Source organism: Cupriavidus sp. 05N40, from assembly GCF_056397305.1.
This window is the reverse complement of sequence record NZ_JBFTND010000053.1, coordinates 20,236-36,308: the sequence shown is the minus strand read 5'-3', so window position 1 is coordinate 36,308 and position 16,073 is coordinate 20,236. Positions and strand designations below refer to the sequence as shown.

The following is a 16,073-nucleotide window of genomic DNA, read 5'->3' as shown; positions in this document are numbered from 1 at the left end:
CGATACCACTACCGCCGTCAAGAACACGCGCAAGCTGATCAGCGAGGACAAGGTCGATGTGGTGGTGGGTTCGACCGTGACGCCGAATTCGCTGGCGATGGTGGACGTGGTGGCCGAGAACGAGACGCCGATGATCACGCTGGCCGCCTCGGCGCGCATCATCGAGCCGATGGACGCCAAGCGCGCCTGGGTCTTCAAGACGCCGCAGAACGACTCGCACATGGCGACCGCCATTGCCGAGCACATGACCAACAACAACGTGAAGACGGTGGCCTTCATCGGCTTCGCGGATGCCTATGGCGACAGCTGGGCGCAGGAATTCGCCAAGGTCGGCGAGATGCGCAAGATCAAGGTGGTGGCCAACGAACGCTTTGCGCGCACCGATACATCGGTCACCGGCCAGGTACTGAAGATGATGGCCGCCAATCCCGACGCGGTGCTGATCGCTGGTTCGGGTACGCCCGCCGCACTGCCGGCCAAGGCGCTCAAGGAGCGCGGCTGGAAGGGCAAGATCTACCAGACCCACGGTGTTGCCAATGCGGACTTCCTGCGTGTCTGCGGCAAGGATTGCGAAGGCACCTTCCTGCCTGCCGGCCCGCTGCTGGTGGCCGAGCAGCTGCCGGACAGCAACCCGGTGAAGAAGCCCGCCATGGCCTACAAGACGGCCTACGAGAAGGCCTTTGGCGGCCAGGTTTCCACCTTCGGCGGCCACGCCTGGGACGCGGGGTTGCTGCTGCAGCGGGCCATTCCCGAGGCACTGAAGAAGGGCCAGCCTGGCACCAAGGAATTCCGCAAGGCGCTGCGCGATGCCATGGAGCAGACCAAGGAACTGCCGATCTCCCACGGCATCATGAACATGACGCCGACCGACCACCTCGGGCTGGACCAGCGCTCGCGCGTGATGGTGCTGATCACGGACGGCAAGTGGAAGCTGCAGACCAAGTAGGTTGGCTTCGGGGGTAGCCGCAAAAAGGGCGCATGCTCAGCCATGCGCCCTTTTTGTTTGTGCCGCGAGCGCGGGACGCGTGGCGCGGTCTACAGGCAATCCCGTACTTGACACCGTTTCCGTCATGCACGATCTTTAACGTGTGCTGGTGTTCTCGGTGACCCGCGTCATCTTCATTCCGCAGGGTGAATTCGTCGCCTATGGCGCGCTCACGCTGGCGGCGATCCAGGCCGGCCATGCGCCGCAGAGCAGCTGGCTGCTGCTTGCCATGGGCGTGCTCACCTTTCTCTACGAGGCCGTCACCGTGCTGCGCAGCGCCGAACTGCGCCGAACCGCGGGCACACGGTTCGCGGTGCTGGCGGGCAAGTACCTGGTGTTCCCGCTCGCGGTGCATGTGCTGGCACAACAATATGCCGCGCAACCGATGCCGATGGCAGCGCAGATTGCACTGACCTTGCTGATCGTGGTGCCGCTGGGGCCAATGCTGTACCGCCTGGCCTACCAGCCGCTGGCCGAGGCCAGCACGCTGGTCCTGTTGATCGTCTCGGTGGGCGTGCACTTCGCGCTGGTGGGCCTCGGCCTGGTGATGTTCGGGGCCGAGGGCTCGCGCACCACGGCGTTCTCGGAGATGCGCTTCGACGTGGGCAGCCTGACGGTATCGGGACAGAGCCTGTGGGTGGTGGGCGTCTCCGGCTTGCTGATCGCCGCACTGTATTTCTACTTCGAGCGCACCATCGCGGGCAAGGCGCTGCGCGCCACCGCGGTCAACCGGCTCGGCGCGCGCCTGGTCGGCATCGGCACCACGCAGGCCGGGCGCCTGTCGTTCACGCTGGCCGCGGCGATGGGCGCGCTGTGCGGGATCCTGATCGCACCGCTGACCACGGTCTACTACGAATCCGGCTTCCTGATCGGCCTGAAGGGCTTCGTCGGCGCCATCGTGGGCGGCCTGGTGAGCTATCCCGTGGCTGCCGCGGGTGCCATTCTCGTGGGCCTGCTCGAATCCTATTCCTCCTTCTGGGCCAGTGCCTTCAAGGAGGTCATCGTGTTCACCCTGATCCTGCCCGTGCTGCTGTGGCGCTCGCTGAACAGCAAGCATGTGGAAGACGAAGAATAAGGAGCAGGCCATGAGTAATGCAAACGCCAAGAATGCGAATGGCAAGAGCGCCGTGGCCGGCACCGGCGCGGCGGGCAGCGCGGGCGCGACCGGCAACAGGACCCGCCGGACAAACTCCGCCGGACGCAACCGGCTTTTCCTGCTGGCCTTCGCGGTGGTGCTGGCGCTGCTGCCGGTGCTGCCCACGCCTGAATTCTGGATCACGCTGGGCAACTACATCGGCCTGTACAGCATCGTCGCCATCGGGCTGGTGCTGCTCACCGGCGTGGGCGGCATGACGTCGTTCGGGCAGGCTGCGTTCGTCGGCCTCGGCGCGTACAGCACGGCGTACCTCACCACGCAGTTCGGGCTGTCTCCGTGGCTTGGCCTGCTGGTGGGACTGGCGATCACGATGGGGTCGGCCTATGTGATCGGGCTGATCACCATGCGCATGTCCGGGCACTATCTGCCGCTGGCCACCATCGCATGGGGCTTGTCGCTGTTCTTCCTGTTCGGCAACCTGGAGTTCCTCGGCAAGTACGATGGTCTGAACGGCATCCCCGTGCTGCACGTGCTTGGCATCGAGCTGGCTTCGGGCCGCTCGATGTTCTACCTGATCTGGGCCGTGGTGCTGCTGGCGGTGATCGCCATGCAGAACCTGCTCAACTCGCGTCCGGGCCGCGCCATCCGCGCGCTCAAGGGCGGCGGCACCATGGCCGAGGCAATGGGCGTGAACACGGCGTGGATGAAGGTAGTGATCTTCGTGGTGGCCGCCGTGCTGGCCTGCATCTCGGGCTTCCTCTACGCGCACCTGCAGCGCGCGGTGAACCCGACGCCGTTCGGCCTGAACTACGGCATCGAGTACCTGTTCATGGCCGTGGTGGGCGGCGTGGGGCATGTGTGGGGCGCGGTGCTCGGCGCCGGCATCCTCACCATCCTGAAGGACGTCCTGCAAGGCGTGCTGCCCAAGCTGCTCGGCGCCAACGGCAACTTCGAGACGATCGTGTTCGGCGTGCTGATGGTGCTGCTGCTGCAGTACGCACGCGATGGCATCTGGCCTTTTATCCGCAAGCTGGTGCCCGGCGGGCCGCCGGTGCTGGCGCCCGCGCAGGCGGAGCCGCTGCCGCTGCGCGCGAAGCCGCAGGCAGGCGAGCTGATCCTCGACTTGCAGGCCGCGCGCAAGGAGTTCGGCGGGCTGGTGGCGGTCAACGATGTCAGCTTCCAGGTGCGCGCCGGCGAGATCGTAGGGCTGATCGGCCCCAATGGCGCGGGCAAGTCCACTACCTTCAATCTCGTCACCGGCGTGCTGCCCGTGACGCGCGGCGAAGTGCGCTACCGCGGCGAGGCGATCTCCGGGCTGCCGTCGCGCGAAATCGTCAAGCGCGGCATCGGCCGCACCTTCCAGCACGTGCATCTGCTGCCGACCATGACGGTGCTCGAGAACGTGGCAATCGGCGCGCACCTGCGCGGCGACTTCGCTGCGCAGGGCGGCGTCACGGCTGCCATCCTGCGCATGAACCGCGGCGAGGAAGACAAGCTGCTGCATGAAGCCGCGCGGCAGCTCGAGCGCGTGGGCCTGGCCGACTGCATGTACATGGAAGCCGGCAGCCTGGCACTGGGCCAGCAGCGCATCCTCGAGATCGCCCGCGCGCTGTGTTGCGATCCCGCGCTGCTGCTGCTCGACGAGCCCGCCGCGGGCCTGCGCTACAAGGAAAAGCAGGCACTGGCCGAGTTGCTGAAGAAGCTCAAGGGCGAAGGCATGAGCGTGCTGCTGGTCGAGCACGACATGGACTTCGTCATGAACCTCACCGACCGCCTGGTGGTGATGGAATTTGGTACGCGCATCGCGGAAGGCGTGCCCGAGGACGTGCAGAAGAACCCCGCGGTTCTCGAAGCCTATCTCGGTGGCGTGGAGTAAGGAAAAGAGATGAGCCTGATCCTCGAAGTGAAAGACCTCCATGTGCGCTATGGCAAGGTGGAGGCCGTGCACGGCGCCGGCCTCAAGGTGGAGGCCGGCCAGATTGTCACGGTGATCGGTCCCAACGGCGCGGGCAAGTCCACCATGCTCAACGCCATCATGGGCGCGCTGCCGGTCAGCGGCTCGTCGTCCGGCACGGTCAGCTACCTCGGCCACGACATGGCCGGCCTGCCCGTGGAAGGGCGGGTCGCGCGCGGCATGTGCCTGGTCCCGGAGAAGCGCGAGCTGTTTGCCTCGATGAGCGTGGCAGACAACCTGGTGCTTGGCGCATACCGCCGCAAGCGTGCCGGCGAGAAGAACTTCCTCGATCAGATGGAGGTCGTCTATGGCCTGTTCCCACGGCTGAAGGAGCGCGCCCGGCAGGATGCGGGCACGCTCTCCGGCGGCGAGCGCCAGATGCTGGCGGTGGGCCGCGCGCTGATGGCCAAGCCGCARCTGYTGATGCTGGACGAGCCCAGCCTYGGGCTGGCGCCGCTGATCGTSAAGGAGATYTTCCACATCATCAACGATCTGCGCAGAACCGGCGTGGCGACGCTGCTGATCGAGCAGAACGCGCGGGCAGCGCTGCAGGTGGCCGACTACGGCTATGTSATCGARACCGGGGACATGGCSATGGAAGGRCCGGCGGAGGAACTGGCAGCGAATCCGAAGGTGATCGAGACGTACCTGGGACTGGCGAAAAAGGCGGCCTGAGCCTTCAATCGGCGTCTAAAATTCCCGGGATGAATAACGGCGGGCCAAGCTCGTCGTTATTTATTTGTGCGGCGGATTCGACTCCGGGAAGGTCGGTGGCATTGGGCGGAAGGGCTCGGCCCCGGCGAGAGCGCAGCGATTGGTACGCTAAATATTCACTGGATGAATGTACTTGCTCAGAATTGCTGCATTGAAATTCGTCGCAATGACAACGAAGTGTTGACGATACCGATTTCATTCGCAGTACGACTTTGAGACATCAAAATTAAAAGATAATCATCTATCCGGCGAATATTGAGCCTGGACACCCTTCACATCGGGGTCCTGGGCTGCCGTCTCGAGCAACCACTCCCTGAAGCACGCCAGCGCCGGGTACGAATGCCGCTCGCGCGGCGTRCACAGGAAGTAGCCGCGCGTCAGCCGGATCGGCAGGTCGAACGGCGCTACCACGCGCCCGGATTCGATCTCCTCGCGCACCAGGCAGCGCTGCAGCACTGCCACGCCCATATCCGCCTTGACCGCCTGCACCAGGATCGAGACCTGGTCGAAGCCCGTGGCGAGCGCGGGCGCAGCACTGGGTACGCCCGCAGCCTCCAGCCAGTGCTGCCAGTTGGCCGGTGCGGTGGTGTGGAACAGCAGGGGTTCGTCCAGCAGTGCGGCGGGGCTGGACCAGCGCCCGGCTTCGCGGCGCGCGCGGGCGCGGTCGGGATGGCAGATGGGCACGACCTCGCTGCCGATCACGTAGTCGCATTGCAGGCCTGGCCAGTGGTCAGCGGTGCCGGGCAGGATGGCGGCGTCGGGGGCCGGCCCGGAGAAGTCCTCGTCGCGACGGTAGGGCACGAAATCGAGGCGGATGTCGGGATGGCGGCGGTGGAACGCCGGCAGCCGCGGTACCAGCCAGACGCTGGCCAGGGTGGGTACGGCGGAAAGGGTGAGGTGATGCCGGCGGTCGCGCGAGAGCAGGGCTGCGCTGGCGCTTTCGATCGCCGCCAGCGGACCGGCCACCGACTCCAGCAGCTGCCGGCCAGCGTCCGTCAGGGTCAGGCGGTGGGCGTTGCGCTGGAGCAGGGAAATGCCGAAATGCGCCTCGAGCCGGGCAATGGCGCGGCTGATGGCACCCTGCGTCACACACAGATCCTCTGCCGCCCGCGTGAAGCTCCCCAGCCGGGCGGCCGCGGCAAAGGCATGCAGTTCGGACATCGACGGTGAGCGCAGCCGCATGGGGGAGGGCGGGTCCGGGAGCAGACCAGTGGGAGGTGAACTGACGATGAGCTTTGGTAATGCAATCGTGCAATATAGTCGTTTGTGCGTCACCGGTAAACTGCCCGACACTTGGCGACTTACTCAGACTTGCTCAGATAAAGCCAAGGAGAACGTCTTCATGAACCGAGCCCAGCAGTCGCGCAGGCGCCTAGTCCTGTCGTGCCTGGCAGCCACCATTGGCGCAGCCGGTGCCGGCGGTGCGCTGGCACAGGCCGCCTATCCCAATCGCCCGATCCGCCTGATCGTGCCGTTCGCCGCCGGTGGCTCGACCGACCTGTCGGCACGCCTGGTAGCGGAGTTCGGCGGCCGTGAACTGGGCCAGTCTATCGTGGTGGAGAACAAGGGAGGCGCGGGCGGTTCGCTGGGCATGGAGCAGGTCGCGCGCGCGGCCCCGGACGGCTACACCATCGGCATGGCGACGGTCAGCACGCACGGCTCCAATCCGGCGGTGTTCGCCAAGCTGAACTACGATCCGCTCAAGGATTTCGCGCCGGTGACCAATGTCGTGGCGATCCCGAGCGTCTTTGCCGTGCATCCCAGCGTACCTGCCAGGACCATGCAGGAGTTCATCGCGCTGGCGCGTGCCAACCCGGGCAAGTACAGCTTTGCTTCCCCGGGGGCCGGCTCGCTCGGTCACGCCAATATCGAGAACTTCATGATGCTGGCCAAGATCGATCTGCTGCACGTGCCTTACAAGGGCGCGGGGCTGGCGCTCAACGATGCGGTGGCAGGGCAGGTGAACGCCATCACGGACAACCTCTCATCCACGCTTCCCCACGTGAAATCGGGGCGCCTGCGCGCGCTGGCCGTGCTGGGCGCGACCCGCTCGCCGCAGCTGCCCGATGTGCCGACCTACGCCGAACTGGGCTACAAGGAGATGGGCGATGGCGGCTGGTTCGGCATCGTGGCGCCGGCAGGAACGCCGCCGGCGATCGTCGACAAGCTCAACCGCGCTGTCCACAAGGCCATGCTGAATCCGGAGTTCAAGCGCAAGGTGGAGGAGTCGGGTGGCACCCTGGTGCCGACCACGCCGGACGGATTCAAGGTGCAGATCCAGCAAGCCATGGCACGCTACGCACGCGTGGCCAAGGCAGCCAACATCAAGCTGGACTGATCGCATGAGCTGCAAGCCTGAGAACCTGGCGCAGTCCGCCGCCGAATTCGCGCCGTTCGCCTACTTCGCGCCGCAGGGCCAGCCGTTGCCGCTGGTGTGTGATTCACCGCATAGCGGCACGCGGTATCCACGGGATTTTGGCGCCGCCATCTCCGGACAGCCGCTGCGCGGCGGCGAGGATACCCATGTCGAGGCCCTGTGGGAAGCGGTGCCGCGGCATGGCGGGACGCTGATCGCGGCGAATTTCCCGCGCGTCTATATCGATCCCAACCGTACCCTCGACGACCTGGATCCGGGCCTGCTCGACGGTACCTGGCCCGAGCCACTGGCGCCAGGCGAGAAGACACGCCTGGGCTATGGCCTGATCTGGCGCAACCTGGATGCGTCCACGCCGATCTACGACCGCAAGCTCTCGCTGCAAGAGGTACGCAACCGGATAGACCGCTACTACCTGCCGTATCACCAGGCGCTGTCCGCGGCGGTGGAGGAGGCCTACGGCCGCTTCGGCGCGCTCTGGCACCTGAACCTGCACTCGATGCCGAACAATGCTTATGAGCGGCTCAAGATACAGAGCGCGCATGCATTGGCCGACTTCGTGCTCGGCGACCGGGATGGCAGTACCTGCGAGCCGGCCTTCGTCGGGCTGGTAGCTTCCGAGTTGCGGGCGATGGGCTATACGGTGGCCTGCAATGATCCGTACAAAGGGGTGCAGCTGATTGCGCAGATCGGTCGCCCGGCGGAGCGGCGCAACAGCCTGCAGATCGAGATCCGGCGGCCGCTGTATATGGATGAGGCGACGCGCGAGCGCAATGCCGGATTTGCCCGGGTGCAAGCCGACCTGGGCAGGCTGGTAGAACGCATTGCCGCCTATGTCCGGGAGCAGGGCGGCGCATAGCGCCACCGCAATCGTGGCGTGACGGAAGGCCGGGCCTGGTGCCCGGCTTTTTTGTTTCACGTGGAACACACTCGAGTCTTCTATGCGGCATGTTTCACGTGAAACGTGTTGCTGCGCAAAAAAGCAGCAGCGATTGCCGCTATAATTCGGCATCCCGAATGATTCCCGTCAGCCTCCCGGAGGAGGTCCCGTCCATGCTTTACCCAAAAGAATTCGATGTCATTGTCGTCGGTGGTGGCCACGCCGGCACCGAAGCCGCGCTCGCCGCTGCACGTATGGGCTGCCAGACGCTGCTGCTGAGCCATAACATCGAAACGCTCGGCCAGATGAGCTGCAATCCGTCGATCGGCGGCATCGGCAAGGGCCATCTCGTCAAAGAGGTGGATGCAATGGGTGGCGCCATGGCCGCGGCCACGGATGAGTCGGGCATCCAGTTCCGTATCCTCAACTCCAGCAAGGGCCCGGCTGTGCGTGCCACGCGCGCCCAGGCGGACCGCGTGCTGTACCGCAAGGCAATCCGGACACGGCTGGAGAACCAGCCCAACCTGATGCTGTTCCAGCAGGCAGTGGACGACCTGATGGTGGAAGGGGATCGCGTAGTCGGGGCCGTGACCCAGGTCGGTATCGCCTTTCGCGCCCGCGCGGTGGTGCTGACCGCCGGTACCTTCCTGGATGGCAAGATCCACGTGGGCCTGGACAACTACACCGGTGGACGCGCTGGCGATCCGGCATCGGTTTCCTTGTCCGCGCGCCTGAAAGAACTGAAGCTGCCGCAGGGCCGCCTCAAGACGGGCACGCCGCCGCGTATCGATGGCCGGACCATCGATTTCTCGGTGATGGAGGAGCAGCCCGGCGATCTCGACCCGGTGCCGGTGTTCTCCTTCCTGGGGCGCGCCGAGCAGCATCCGCAGCAACTGCCTTGCTGGATCACCCATACCAACACCCGCACCCACGACATCATTCGCGGCGGCCTCGACCGCTCGCCGATGTACACGGGCGTGATCGAAGGGGTGGGGCCGCGCTACTGCCCGAGCATCGAGGACAAGATCCATCGCTTTGCCAGCAAGGACAGCCACCAGATCTTCCTCGAACCCGAAGGGCTGACCACCAACGAGTTCTATCCCAACGGCATCTCCACCAGCCTGCCGTTCGATGTGCAGCTCGAACTGGTGCATTCGATCCGCGGCATGGAGAACGCGCATATCCTGCGCCCTGGCTATGCCATCGAGTACGACTACTTCGATCCGCGTGCGCTGAAGGCGTCGCTGGAATCGAAGGCAATCCAGGGCCTGTTCTTCGCAGGGCAGATCAACGGCACCACCGGCTACGAAGAAGCCGCCGCCCAGGGCCTGCTGGCCGGCATCAACGCGGGATGCTTCGTACGCGAGCGCGCAGCCTGGACGCCGCGCCGGGACCAGGCCTATCTTGGGGTTCTGGTCGATGACCTGATCACCCGCGGGGTGTCGGAACCGTACCGGATGTTCACCAGCCGCGCAGAATTCCGTTTGAGCCTGCGGGAAGATAATGCCGATATGCGTCTGACAGAGGCTGGTCGGGAGCTCGGCGTGGTCGACGATGTGCGCTGGGATGCATTCAACCGTAAACGCGACGCCGTTTCACGTGAAACAGAGCGTTTGAAGACCACCTGGGTCAATCCGGCCCTGCTGCCGGAGGCCGATGCCGTGCCCTTGCTCGGCAAGGCCATCGAGCGCGAGTACAACCTCGCCGACTTGCTGCGCCGCCCCGCCGTGGCGTACGACGCATTGATGGCGTTGCAGGATGGGAAGTACGCACCCAAGCAGCCGCTCGACGCCGATCCCTTGCTGACCGGACAGATCCGCGAGCAGATCGAGATCGGCATCAAGTACCACGGCTATATCGCACGCCAGGCCGCCGAGGTCGTCAAGCTGGAGGCGAATGAAACCACGCGCCTGCCGGACGGCTTCGACTACACCGAAGTGCGCGGCCTCGGTTTCGAGGTCAGCCAGAAACTGAACCAGCACCGACCCGAGACGCTCGGCCAGGCTTCGCGTATCTCGGGTGTGACGCCGGCCGCGATCTCGCTGCTGTTGGTTCACCTGAAGAAGCGGGGCATGGGCCGTACCAAGTCCGGCTCCGGCCAAGAGGCAGCCTGAGTGCGGGGCCAACGCTACCCCGCCGTGGATGACGCCGACCAGCGCCGCCGCCTGGAAGCCGGGCTGTCCGCCATCGGGCTTGCACCTGGCGCGGCACAGATCGACCAGCTCTTCGCGTACCTGGCGCTGCTGCGCAAGTGGAATGCAATCTACAACCTGACCGCCATCCGCCATCCCGACGAGATGCTGACGCACCATATGCTCGACTCGCTGGCCGCCGTCCCGGCGCTGGCGGAGGCCGCGCGCAGCGTTGCGGTGGAGGAGGGCGCGCGCGCCCGCGTGCTCGACGTCGGTTCCGGCGGCGGCATGCCCGGCCTGCCGCTGGCCATTACCTGCCCGGACCTGTCCGTGCTGATGGTCGACATCGTGCAGAAGAAGACGGCATTCCTGACGCAGTGCCGGGCGCAGCTTGGCCTGTCGAATGCCGCCGCCCACTGGGGACCAGTGGAGAAGCTGGACGATGCCAGGGGCTACGCCGTCATCACCTCGCGTGCGTTTGCCGAGCTGAGCGACTTCGTCTCGCTCGCCGGCCACCTGCTCGCGCCGCAAGGCAAGCTGATCGCGATGAAGGGCGTTTATCCGCAGCCCGAAATCGACCGCATGGAAGCGGCGGGGATGATGGAGGAGTGGCAGGTCGAGGCGGTGCCGCGCCTGACCGTGCCGGAACTGGATGCAGAACGTCACCTGGTGGTGCTGTCGCGCCGCTGACCCGGCCGGTGGTTGTCGCCGGCGTCCACCCCGGCAGGTTGAAATCAAGCAGGAGCAGCTAAGAGCTTATGGCCAAGGTATTCGTGATCGCAAACCAGAAGGGCGGCGTCGGCAAGACCACCACCACGGTGAATCTTGCCGCCGGACTGGCGGCCCAGCAGCAGCGCGTGCTGCTGGTCGACCTCGATCCGCAGGGCAATGCCTCGATGGGCTCGGGCATCGACAAGCAATCGCTTGAACATAGCGTCTACCAGGTCCTGGTGGGCCTTTCGTCGATCGCGCAGGCGCGCCAGTATTCCGAGTCGGGCAAGTACGACGTGCTGCCCGCCAATCGCGAACTGGCCGGTGCCGAAGTGGAACTGGTCGAACTGGACCAGCGCGAGCGCCGCCTGAAAAATGCCATCGCCGAAGTCGATGCCGAGTACGACTTCGTGCTGATCGACTGCCCGCCGTCGCTGTCGCTGCTGACGCTCAACGGCCTGTGCGCCGCCAACGGCGTGATCGTGCCGATGCAGTGCGAGTACTTCGCGCTCGAAGGGCTGTCCGATCTCGTCAATACCATCAAGCAGGTACACGCCAATCTCAACCGCGACCTCAAGGTGATCGGTTTGTTGCGTGTGATGTTTGATCCACGTGTGACCTTGCAGCAGCAAGTGTCCGCCCAGCTGGAATCGCATTTCGGCGAGAAGGTGTTCAAGACCGTCATCCCGCGCAATGTGCGGCTGGCGGAAGCGCCGTCCTACGGCGTGCCGGGCGTGGCCTTCGATCCGTCCTCCAAGGGCGCGAAGGCCTACCTGGACTTTGGCGCAGAGATGATTGCTCGGGTCAGGTTGCTCGACTGAGCGGGCTTCGTACAGAAGATAGCAAGCGGGATAACGAGATGAGCACTGCAAAGAAAAAGGGCCTGGGCCGCGGACTGGAAGCCTTGCTTGGCGGCCCCGCCGAAATCGTCGATGCCGTGAAGCAGGAGGGCGCGCCCTCCGTGCTGCGCCTGGATCAGCTGCAGCCCGGCAAGTACCAGCCGCGCACGCGCATGGACGAAGGCGCGCTGCAGGAGCTGGCCGCGAGCATCCGCGCGCAGGGCCTGATGCAGCCGATCCTGGTGCGCCGGGTGGCGGAGCCGGACCGCTACGAGATCATCGCCGGCGAGCGCCGCTTCCGCGCGTCGCGCATCGCCGGGCTTGAACAAGTGCCGGTGCTCGTGAAGGATGTGGCCGACGACGCCGCCGCCGCAATGGCGCTGATCGAGAACATCCAGCGCGAGGACCTCAATCCGCTGGAAGAGGCGCAAGGCATCATGCGGCTGGTGCGCGAATTCGATTTCACGCACGAGCAGGCGGCCGAGTCGGTGGGGCGCTCGCGCAGCGCGGTGTCCAATCTGCTGCGCCTGCTCAACCTGGCCCAGCCGGTGCAGACCATGCTGATGGCGGGCGATCTCGACATGGGACACGCGCGCGCGCTGCTCGCCGTGGACGGCGCCAACCAGATCACGCTCGCCAACCAGATCGTCAACAAACGCCTCTCGGTACGTGAAACCGAGAAGCTGGTCGCATCCACGCTCAGGCCGCTCGATCTGCGCTCGATGCGGCAGAATGGCGTGGCGCCGGCACGCGATGTCGCGCGTCTCGAGGAGGAGTTGTCCGACGTGCTTGGCCTGCCGGTGCAGATCAAGCTGGGCGTGCGCGGCAAGGGCCAGCTCACCATTCACTTCACCAGCAACGATGCGCTCGACGGTGTGCTCACGCGTCTGCGCGAGCAGGGCGAAAGCCAGTCCCCGGCCTGACGACAGGCTCAGCTTTATTTTCCTAAAATAGTGCGCGATTAACGCACGGCGCTCGCGAAGCGGGCGCCGCGGTTGCGCCTGCGCGACGGACTTTGTCAGGCTTTGTCAGGTTTACGCAAGGCCAATAAACGATGATGTTGCGCCACGCGGGCCGAAAGTCTCAATTACCTGCCGCGTTATTGGCGCGCCGTCGCTTCGCGCGCAGTATGGCCTCGTGGGCGAAAGGAGATTGCGCACCGTTGCAAGGAGACTGTAAGCAGATTGACTCTGATGGTGCATTCCTCGTAAAATCGTGCGGTTTGAATTCCAGCCGGTCCAAGAAAGTTCCGAGCATGGAGTTAACAACCAGCAGAGGCAATACGCAGGTGGTTTCTGATCGTCGAGATGCCCGTCAGGACAAGGACTGGCAGGCGCGCGATGCCTGGGAGGACGAGGCAGAGCGCGAGGAAGAGGCGGTCGAGCCGCTGTCGCGCGCGGAAGCGGAAACGCTGCTCGGTGCGCGTGCGCTGCGCCCTTCGCGCATGACGCCCGGCAGGGTCGTGCTGGCGCAGGTGGCGGTGACGGTTCTGTCGGCCATTGCGTGGCGAGTGTTCGCCAGCGGCGATGCCGCGGCGGCTGGCTGGTCCGCGCTGTTTGGCGGCGTCGTATGTTTCGTGCCGAGCGGTTTTTTCGCGTTGCGCCTGTGGCTGTCGCGCGAGCGTACCTCGGTCGGCGGCCTGGTCGTCGGCGAGGCCATCAAGGTGTTTGCCACCGTCGCCCTGTTTGTGCTGGTGGTGGTGCTGTACCGCGAGTTGCGCTGGGTGCCGATGCTGGTCACGTTTTTGCTGGCGCTGAAGACCTACTGGGTGGCGCTGGCGATTCGCTGAACGCGTCGCTGCGGACTTGTCCACAGACAAGGCGGCCGCGGTGGTTCGAATACAGTGCATCCCATCGAGTTGGGGCACGAAAACGGAATATCAAGAGTTTTTTGGCGTGGCGCGTCACAACGGTGAAGCGCGGCGCAGATAAGGTTAAGACGTCCTTGCCCGCGGTGACCAGCGACTCATGCTGAAGGCGGTGCAAGAAGCGTACCGGCAGAATGCCGGCCACTGGTTTCGCAATATTACGGTTCGTTTCGACATGTCAGCTGCTCAAGGCGCCGAACAGGCGCTCACCCCCTCCGGCTATATCGCCGAACACTTGCAGAACCTGAACACGGTTGGCGGCAAGCAAGCCTCCGTGGTCGATTTCAGCGTCCTCAACTACGACACGGTGTTCTGGTCGGTCCTGTGCGGGGCGATCGCCGTGATCTTCCTGTACGCCGCCGCGCGCCGCGCCACGGCCGGCGTGCCGGGCCGCTTCCAGGCCTTCGTCGAGATGATCGTCGAAATGGTCGACGACCAGGCCAAGGGCATCATCCATGGCGACCGTTCCTTTATCGCCCCGCTGGCGCTGATGGTGTTCTGCTGGATCACCGTGATGAACGCCATCGACTTGATCCCGGTCGACTGGGTCACCGGCCTGAACGGCCTGCTGGGCATCTTCCACATCCACCTGCCGCACCACCGCGCGGTTGCCACGGCCGACCTGAACGGTACGCTGGGCATGTCGTGCTCGGTGCTGGTGCTGATGATTTACTACAGCTTCAAGATCAAGGGCGCCGGCGGCTTCATGCACGAGCTGTTCTCGGCCCCGTTCGGCGCCAAGTGGTACCTGGCCCCGTTCAACCTGGTCCTGAATCTCATCGAATTCCTCGCCAAGGCGGTTTCGCTGGGCATGCGGTTGTTCGGCAACATGTACGCCGGCGAACTGGTGTTCCTGCTGATCGCGCTGCTGGGTTCCATCTGGACGTTCGGTGCGGACCTGTCCGCGCTGGGCTTCGTCGGTCACGTGCTGGCCGGTACCGTATGGGCGATCTTCCACATCCTGATCGTCCTGCTCCAGGCCTTCATTTTCATGATGCTGACGCTGGTGTACATCGGCCAGGCACATGATCACCACTGATTTTCCGGTTTTTGGTTTTTTGGTTTTCAGTTTTTCAAGTTCCAAGTCTCTCTAAATTAAAGGAGTCGTCATGCAAGCATATCTCGCCAACATCCAGGGTCTGACCGCTATTGGTATCGGCATCATCATCGGTCTGGGCGCAATCGGCGCCTGCCTGGGTATCGCCCTGATGGGTGGCAAGTACATCGAAGCGTGCGCACGTCAGCCCGAGCTGATGAACCCGCTGCAAACCAAGATGTTCCTGCTGGCTGGCCTGATCGACGCAGCATTCCTGATCGGCGTGGGCGTTGCAATGCTGTTCGCATTCGCCAACCCGCTGCTGGCTGTCATCAAGTAATTCTTTTCGGTCTGCATGATGCTGACGGGCGGCGCGGGCCACTTAGCCTGGCCGCCCTTGCGCATTTATCTGTAGTTTGATTACCGAAAGGAACACACCATGAATCTGAACGCAACGTTTCTTGCGCAGATGGTCGTGTTCTTCATCCTGTGGTGGGTAGTTGCCAAATTCATTYGGCCGCCGCTGGTGAAGGCGCTCGACGAACGCGCAAAGAAGATCGCCGATRGCCTCGCCGCTGCCGAAAAGGGCAAGGCTGAGCTCGAACTCGCCAACAAGCGTGTGGACCAGGCCCTGGCCGAAGCCCGCACCGAAGGTGCTCAACGCGTCGCCGACGCCGAGAAGCGCGCCCAGCTGACGGCAGACGAGATCAAGCATAACGCCCAGGCGGAAGCCGCACGCATCATTGCCCAGGCCAAGGCCGAAGCGGACCAGCAAGTCACCCGCGCGCGCGAACAGCTGCGCGACCAGGTTGCCGTGCTGGCCGTCAAGGGTGCCGAGCAGATCCTCAAGCGCGAAGTGAACGCGCAGGTCCACTCCGACCTGCTCAATCAACTCAAGGCTGAGCTCTAATCATGGCTGAAACCGCAACCATTGCCCGTCCCTACGCCGAGGCGCTGTTCCGCGTCGCGACCGAATCGAGCGGCAATCTGGATGCATGGTCCGAGCTGGTGTCGGAAATGGGGCAAGTCGCCGCCAATCCCGACATGAAGGCGGTGGCTGGCGATCCGAACGTGCACGGCGACAAGCTGGCTGCACTGTTCCTGTCGGCCCTGAAATCTCCGGTCAATGACGAAGCCAAGCGCTTTGTCGGCCTGCTGGTGGACAACCACCGCCTGGCCGTGTTGCCGGAAATCGCCGAGCAGTTCCATGCGCTCAAGAACGCCCGTGAAGGGTCGGCCGATGTCGAGATCACGAGTGCCTTCCCCATCGAAGGCGCAACCCTGACCGACCTCGTCGCCGCGCTCGAACGCAAGTTCGGCCGCAAGCTGCAGCCCTCGGTTGCGGTAGACCCGTCGCTGATCGGCGGTGTGCGCGTCAAGGTTGGCGACGAAGTCCTCGACACCTCCGTGCGTGCGCGCCTGGCTGCGATGCAAGTCGCGCTGACCGCCTGATGCGCGCAAGCGCTCACCGGCCGACGGATTGAA

The 16,073-nt window shown here is 64.6% G+C and carries 15 protein-coding genes and 1 pseudogene; 15 read left to right on the top strand and 1 reads right to left on the bottom strand.

Annotation, left to right across the window (positions count from 1 at the left end; all coding sequences use genetic code 11):
- The 4 genes and pseudogenes from AC1DO7_RS14895 to AC1DO7_RS14880 all read left to right on the top strand — a co-directional run.
- Positions 1-946 (top strand): ABC transporter substrate-binding protein (locus tag AC1DO7_RS14895; RefSeq protein ID WP_477116286.1); only part of this gene is annotated, 946 nt, incomplete at its 5' end.
- A 142-nt stretch (positions 947-1,088) separates the two neighbouring features.
- Positions 1,089-2,060: pseudogene (locus AC1DO7_RS14890) on the top strand (branched-chain amino acid ABC transporter permease); the annotation flags it as partial.
- Between the two features lie 10 nt (positions 2,061-2,070).
- Positions 2,071-3,957, top strand: coding sequence for a branched-chain amino acid ABC transporter ATP-binding protein/permease (locus tag AC1DO7_RS14885; protein ID WP_441612874.1), 1,887 nt, complete (start codon positions 2,071-2,073; stop codon positions 3,955-3,957).
- A gap of 9 nt (positions 3,958-3,966) precedes the next feature.
- Entirely contained in the window at positions 3,967-4,710 is a 744-nt protein-coding gene (locus AC1DO7_RS14880; RefSeq protein WP_441612875.1) for an ABC transporter ATP-binding protein, read from the top strand.
- A gap of 276 nt (positions 4,711-4,986) precedes the next feature.
- On the opposite strand, the gene AC1DO7_RS14875 is transcribed toward AC1DO7_RS14880, so the two are convergent.
- On the bottom strand, positions 4,987-5,931 hold the full coding sequence (locus tag AC1DO7_RS14875) for a LysR substrate-binding domain-containing protein (protein ID WP_441612876.1): 945 nt from the start codon (positions 5,929-5,931) through the stop codon (positions 4,987-4,989).
- Positions 5,932-6,091: 160 nt separating this feature from the next.
- Here AC1DO7_RS14875 and AC1DO7_RS14870 point away from each other — a divergent pair, with 160 nt between their 5' ends.
- From AC1DO7_RS14870 to AC1DO7_RS14820, 11 genes are all read left to right on the top strand, one after another.
- On the top strand, positions 6,092-7,087 hold the full coding sequence (locus AC1DO7_RS14870; RefSeq protein ID WP_441612877.1) for a tripartite tricarboxylate transporter substrate binding protein BugE: 996 nt from the start codon (positions 6,092-6,094) through the stop codon (positions 7,085-7,087).
- Positions 7,088-7,091: 4 nt separating this feature from the next.
- A complete protein-coding gene (locus AC1DO7_RS14865; protein WP_441612878.1) occupies positions 7,092-7,982 on the top strand; it encodes an N-formylglutamate amidohydrolase in 891 nt (296 codons plus the stop codon).
- 194 nt (positions 7,983-8,176) lie between these two features.
- Complete coding sequence (gene mnmG / locus AC1DO7_RS14860; RefSeq protein ID WP_441612879.1) at positions 8,177-10,117, top strand: tRNA uridine-5-carboxymethylaminomethyl(34) synthesis enzyme MnmG; 1,941 nt, start codon at positions 8,177-8,179, stop codon at positions 10,115-10,117.
- Positions 10,118-10,825, top strand: a complete 708-nt coding sequence (gene rsmG, locus AC1DO7_RS14855) for a 16S rRNA (guanine(527)-N(7))-methyltransferase RsmG (protein ID WP_441612880.1) — start codon at positions 10,118-10,120, stop codon at positions 10,823-10,825.
- Between the two features lie 68 nt (positions 10,826-10,893).
- Complete coding sequence (locus AC1DO7_RS14850) at positions 10,894-11,667, top strand: ParA family protein (RefSeq protein ID WP_441612881.1); 774 nt, start codon at positions 10,894-10,896, stop codon at positions 11,665-11,667.
- Between the two features lie 38 nt (positions 11,668-11,705).
- Complete coding sequence (locus tag AC1DO7_RS14845) at positions 11,706-12,608, top strand: ParB/RepB/Spo0J family partition protein (RefSeq protein WP_441612882.1); 903 nt, start codon at positions 11,706-11,708, stop codon at positions 12,606-12,608.
- A 332-nt stretch (positions 12,609-12,940) separates the two neighbouring features.
- The gene (locus tag AC1DO7_RS14840; protein ID WP_441613049.1) at positions 12,941-13,474 is read left to right on the top strand and encodes an ATP synthase subunit I; all 534 of its coding nucleotides are present in this window, start codon (positions 12,941-12,943) and stop codon (positions 13,472-13,474) included.
- Positions 13,475-13,727: 253 nt separating this feature from the next.
- On the top strand, positions 13,728-14,591 hold the full coding sequence (atpB, locus tag AC1DO7_RS14835) for a F0F1 ATP synthase subunit A (protein ID WP_441612883.1): 864 nt from the start codon (positions 13,728-13,730) through the stop codon (positions 14,589-14,591).
- 70 nt (positions 14,592-14,661) lie between these two features.
- On the top strand, positions 14,662-14,928 hold the full coding sequence (gene atpE, locus AC1DO7_RS14830) for a F0F1 ATP synthase subunit C (RefSeq protein ID WP_006157246.1): 267 nt from the start codon (positions 14,662-14,664) through the stop codon (positions 14,926-14,928).
- Positions 14,929-15,027: 99 nt separating this feature from the next.
- The gene (locus AC1DO7_RS14825; RefSeq protein WP_477116285.1) at positions 15,028-15,498 is read left to right on the top strand and encodes a F0F1 ATP synthase subunit B; all 471 of its coding nucleotides are present in this window, start codon (positions 15,028-15,030) and stop codon (positions 15,496-15,498) included.
- A gap of 2 nt (positions 15,499-15,500) precedes the next feature.
- Positions 15,501-16,040: a F0F1 ATP synthase subunit delta gene (locus AC1DO7_RS14820; protein ID WP_441612885.1), complete on the top strand. Its 540-nt coding sequence runs from the start codon at positions 15,501-15,503 to the stop codon at positions 16,038-16,040.
- The last annotated feature ends 33 nt before the right edge of the window (positions 16,041-16,073 follow it).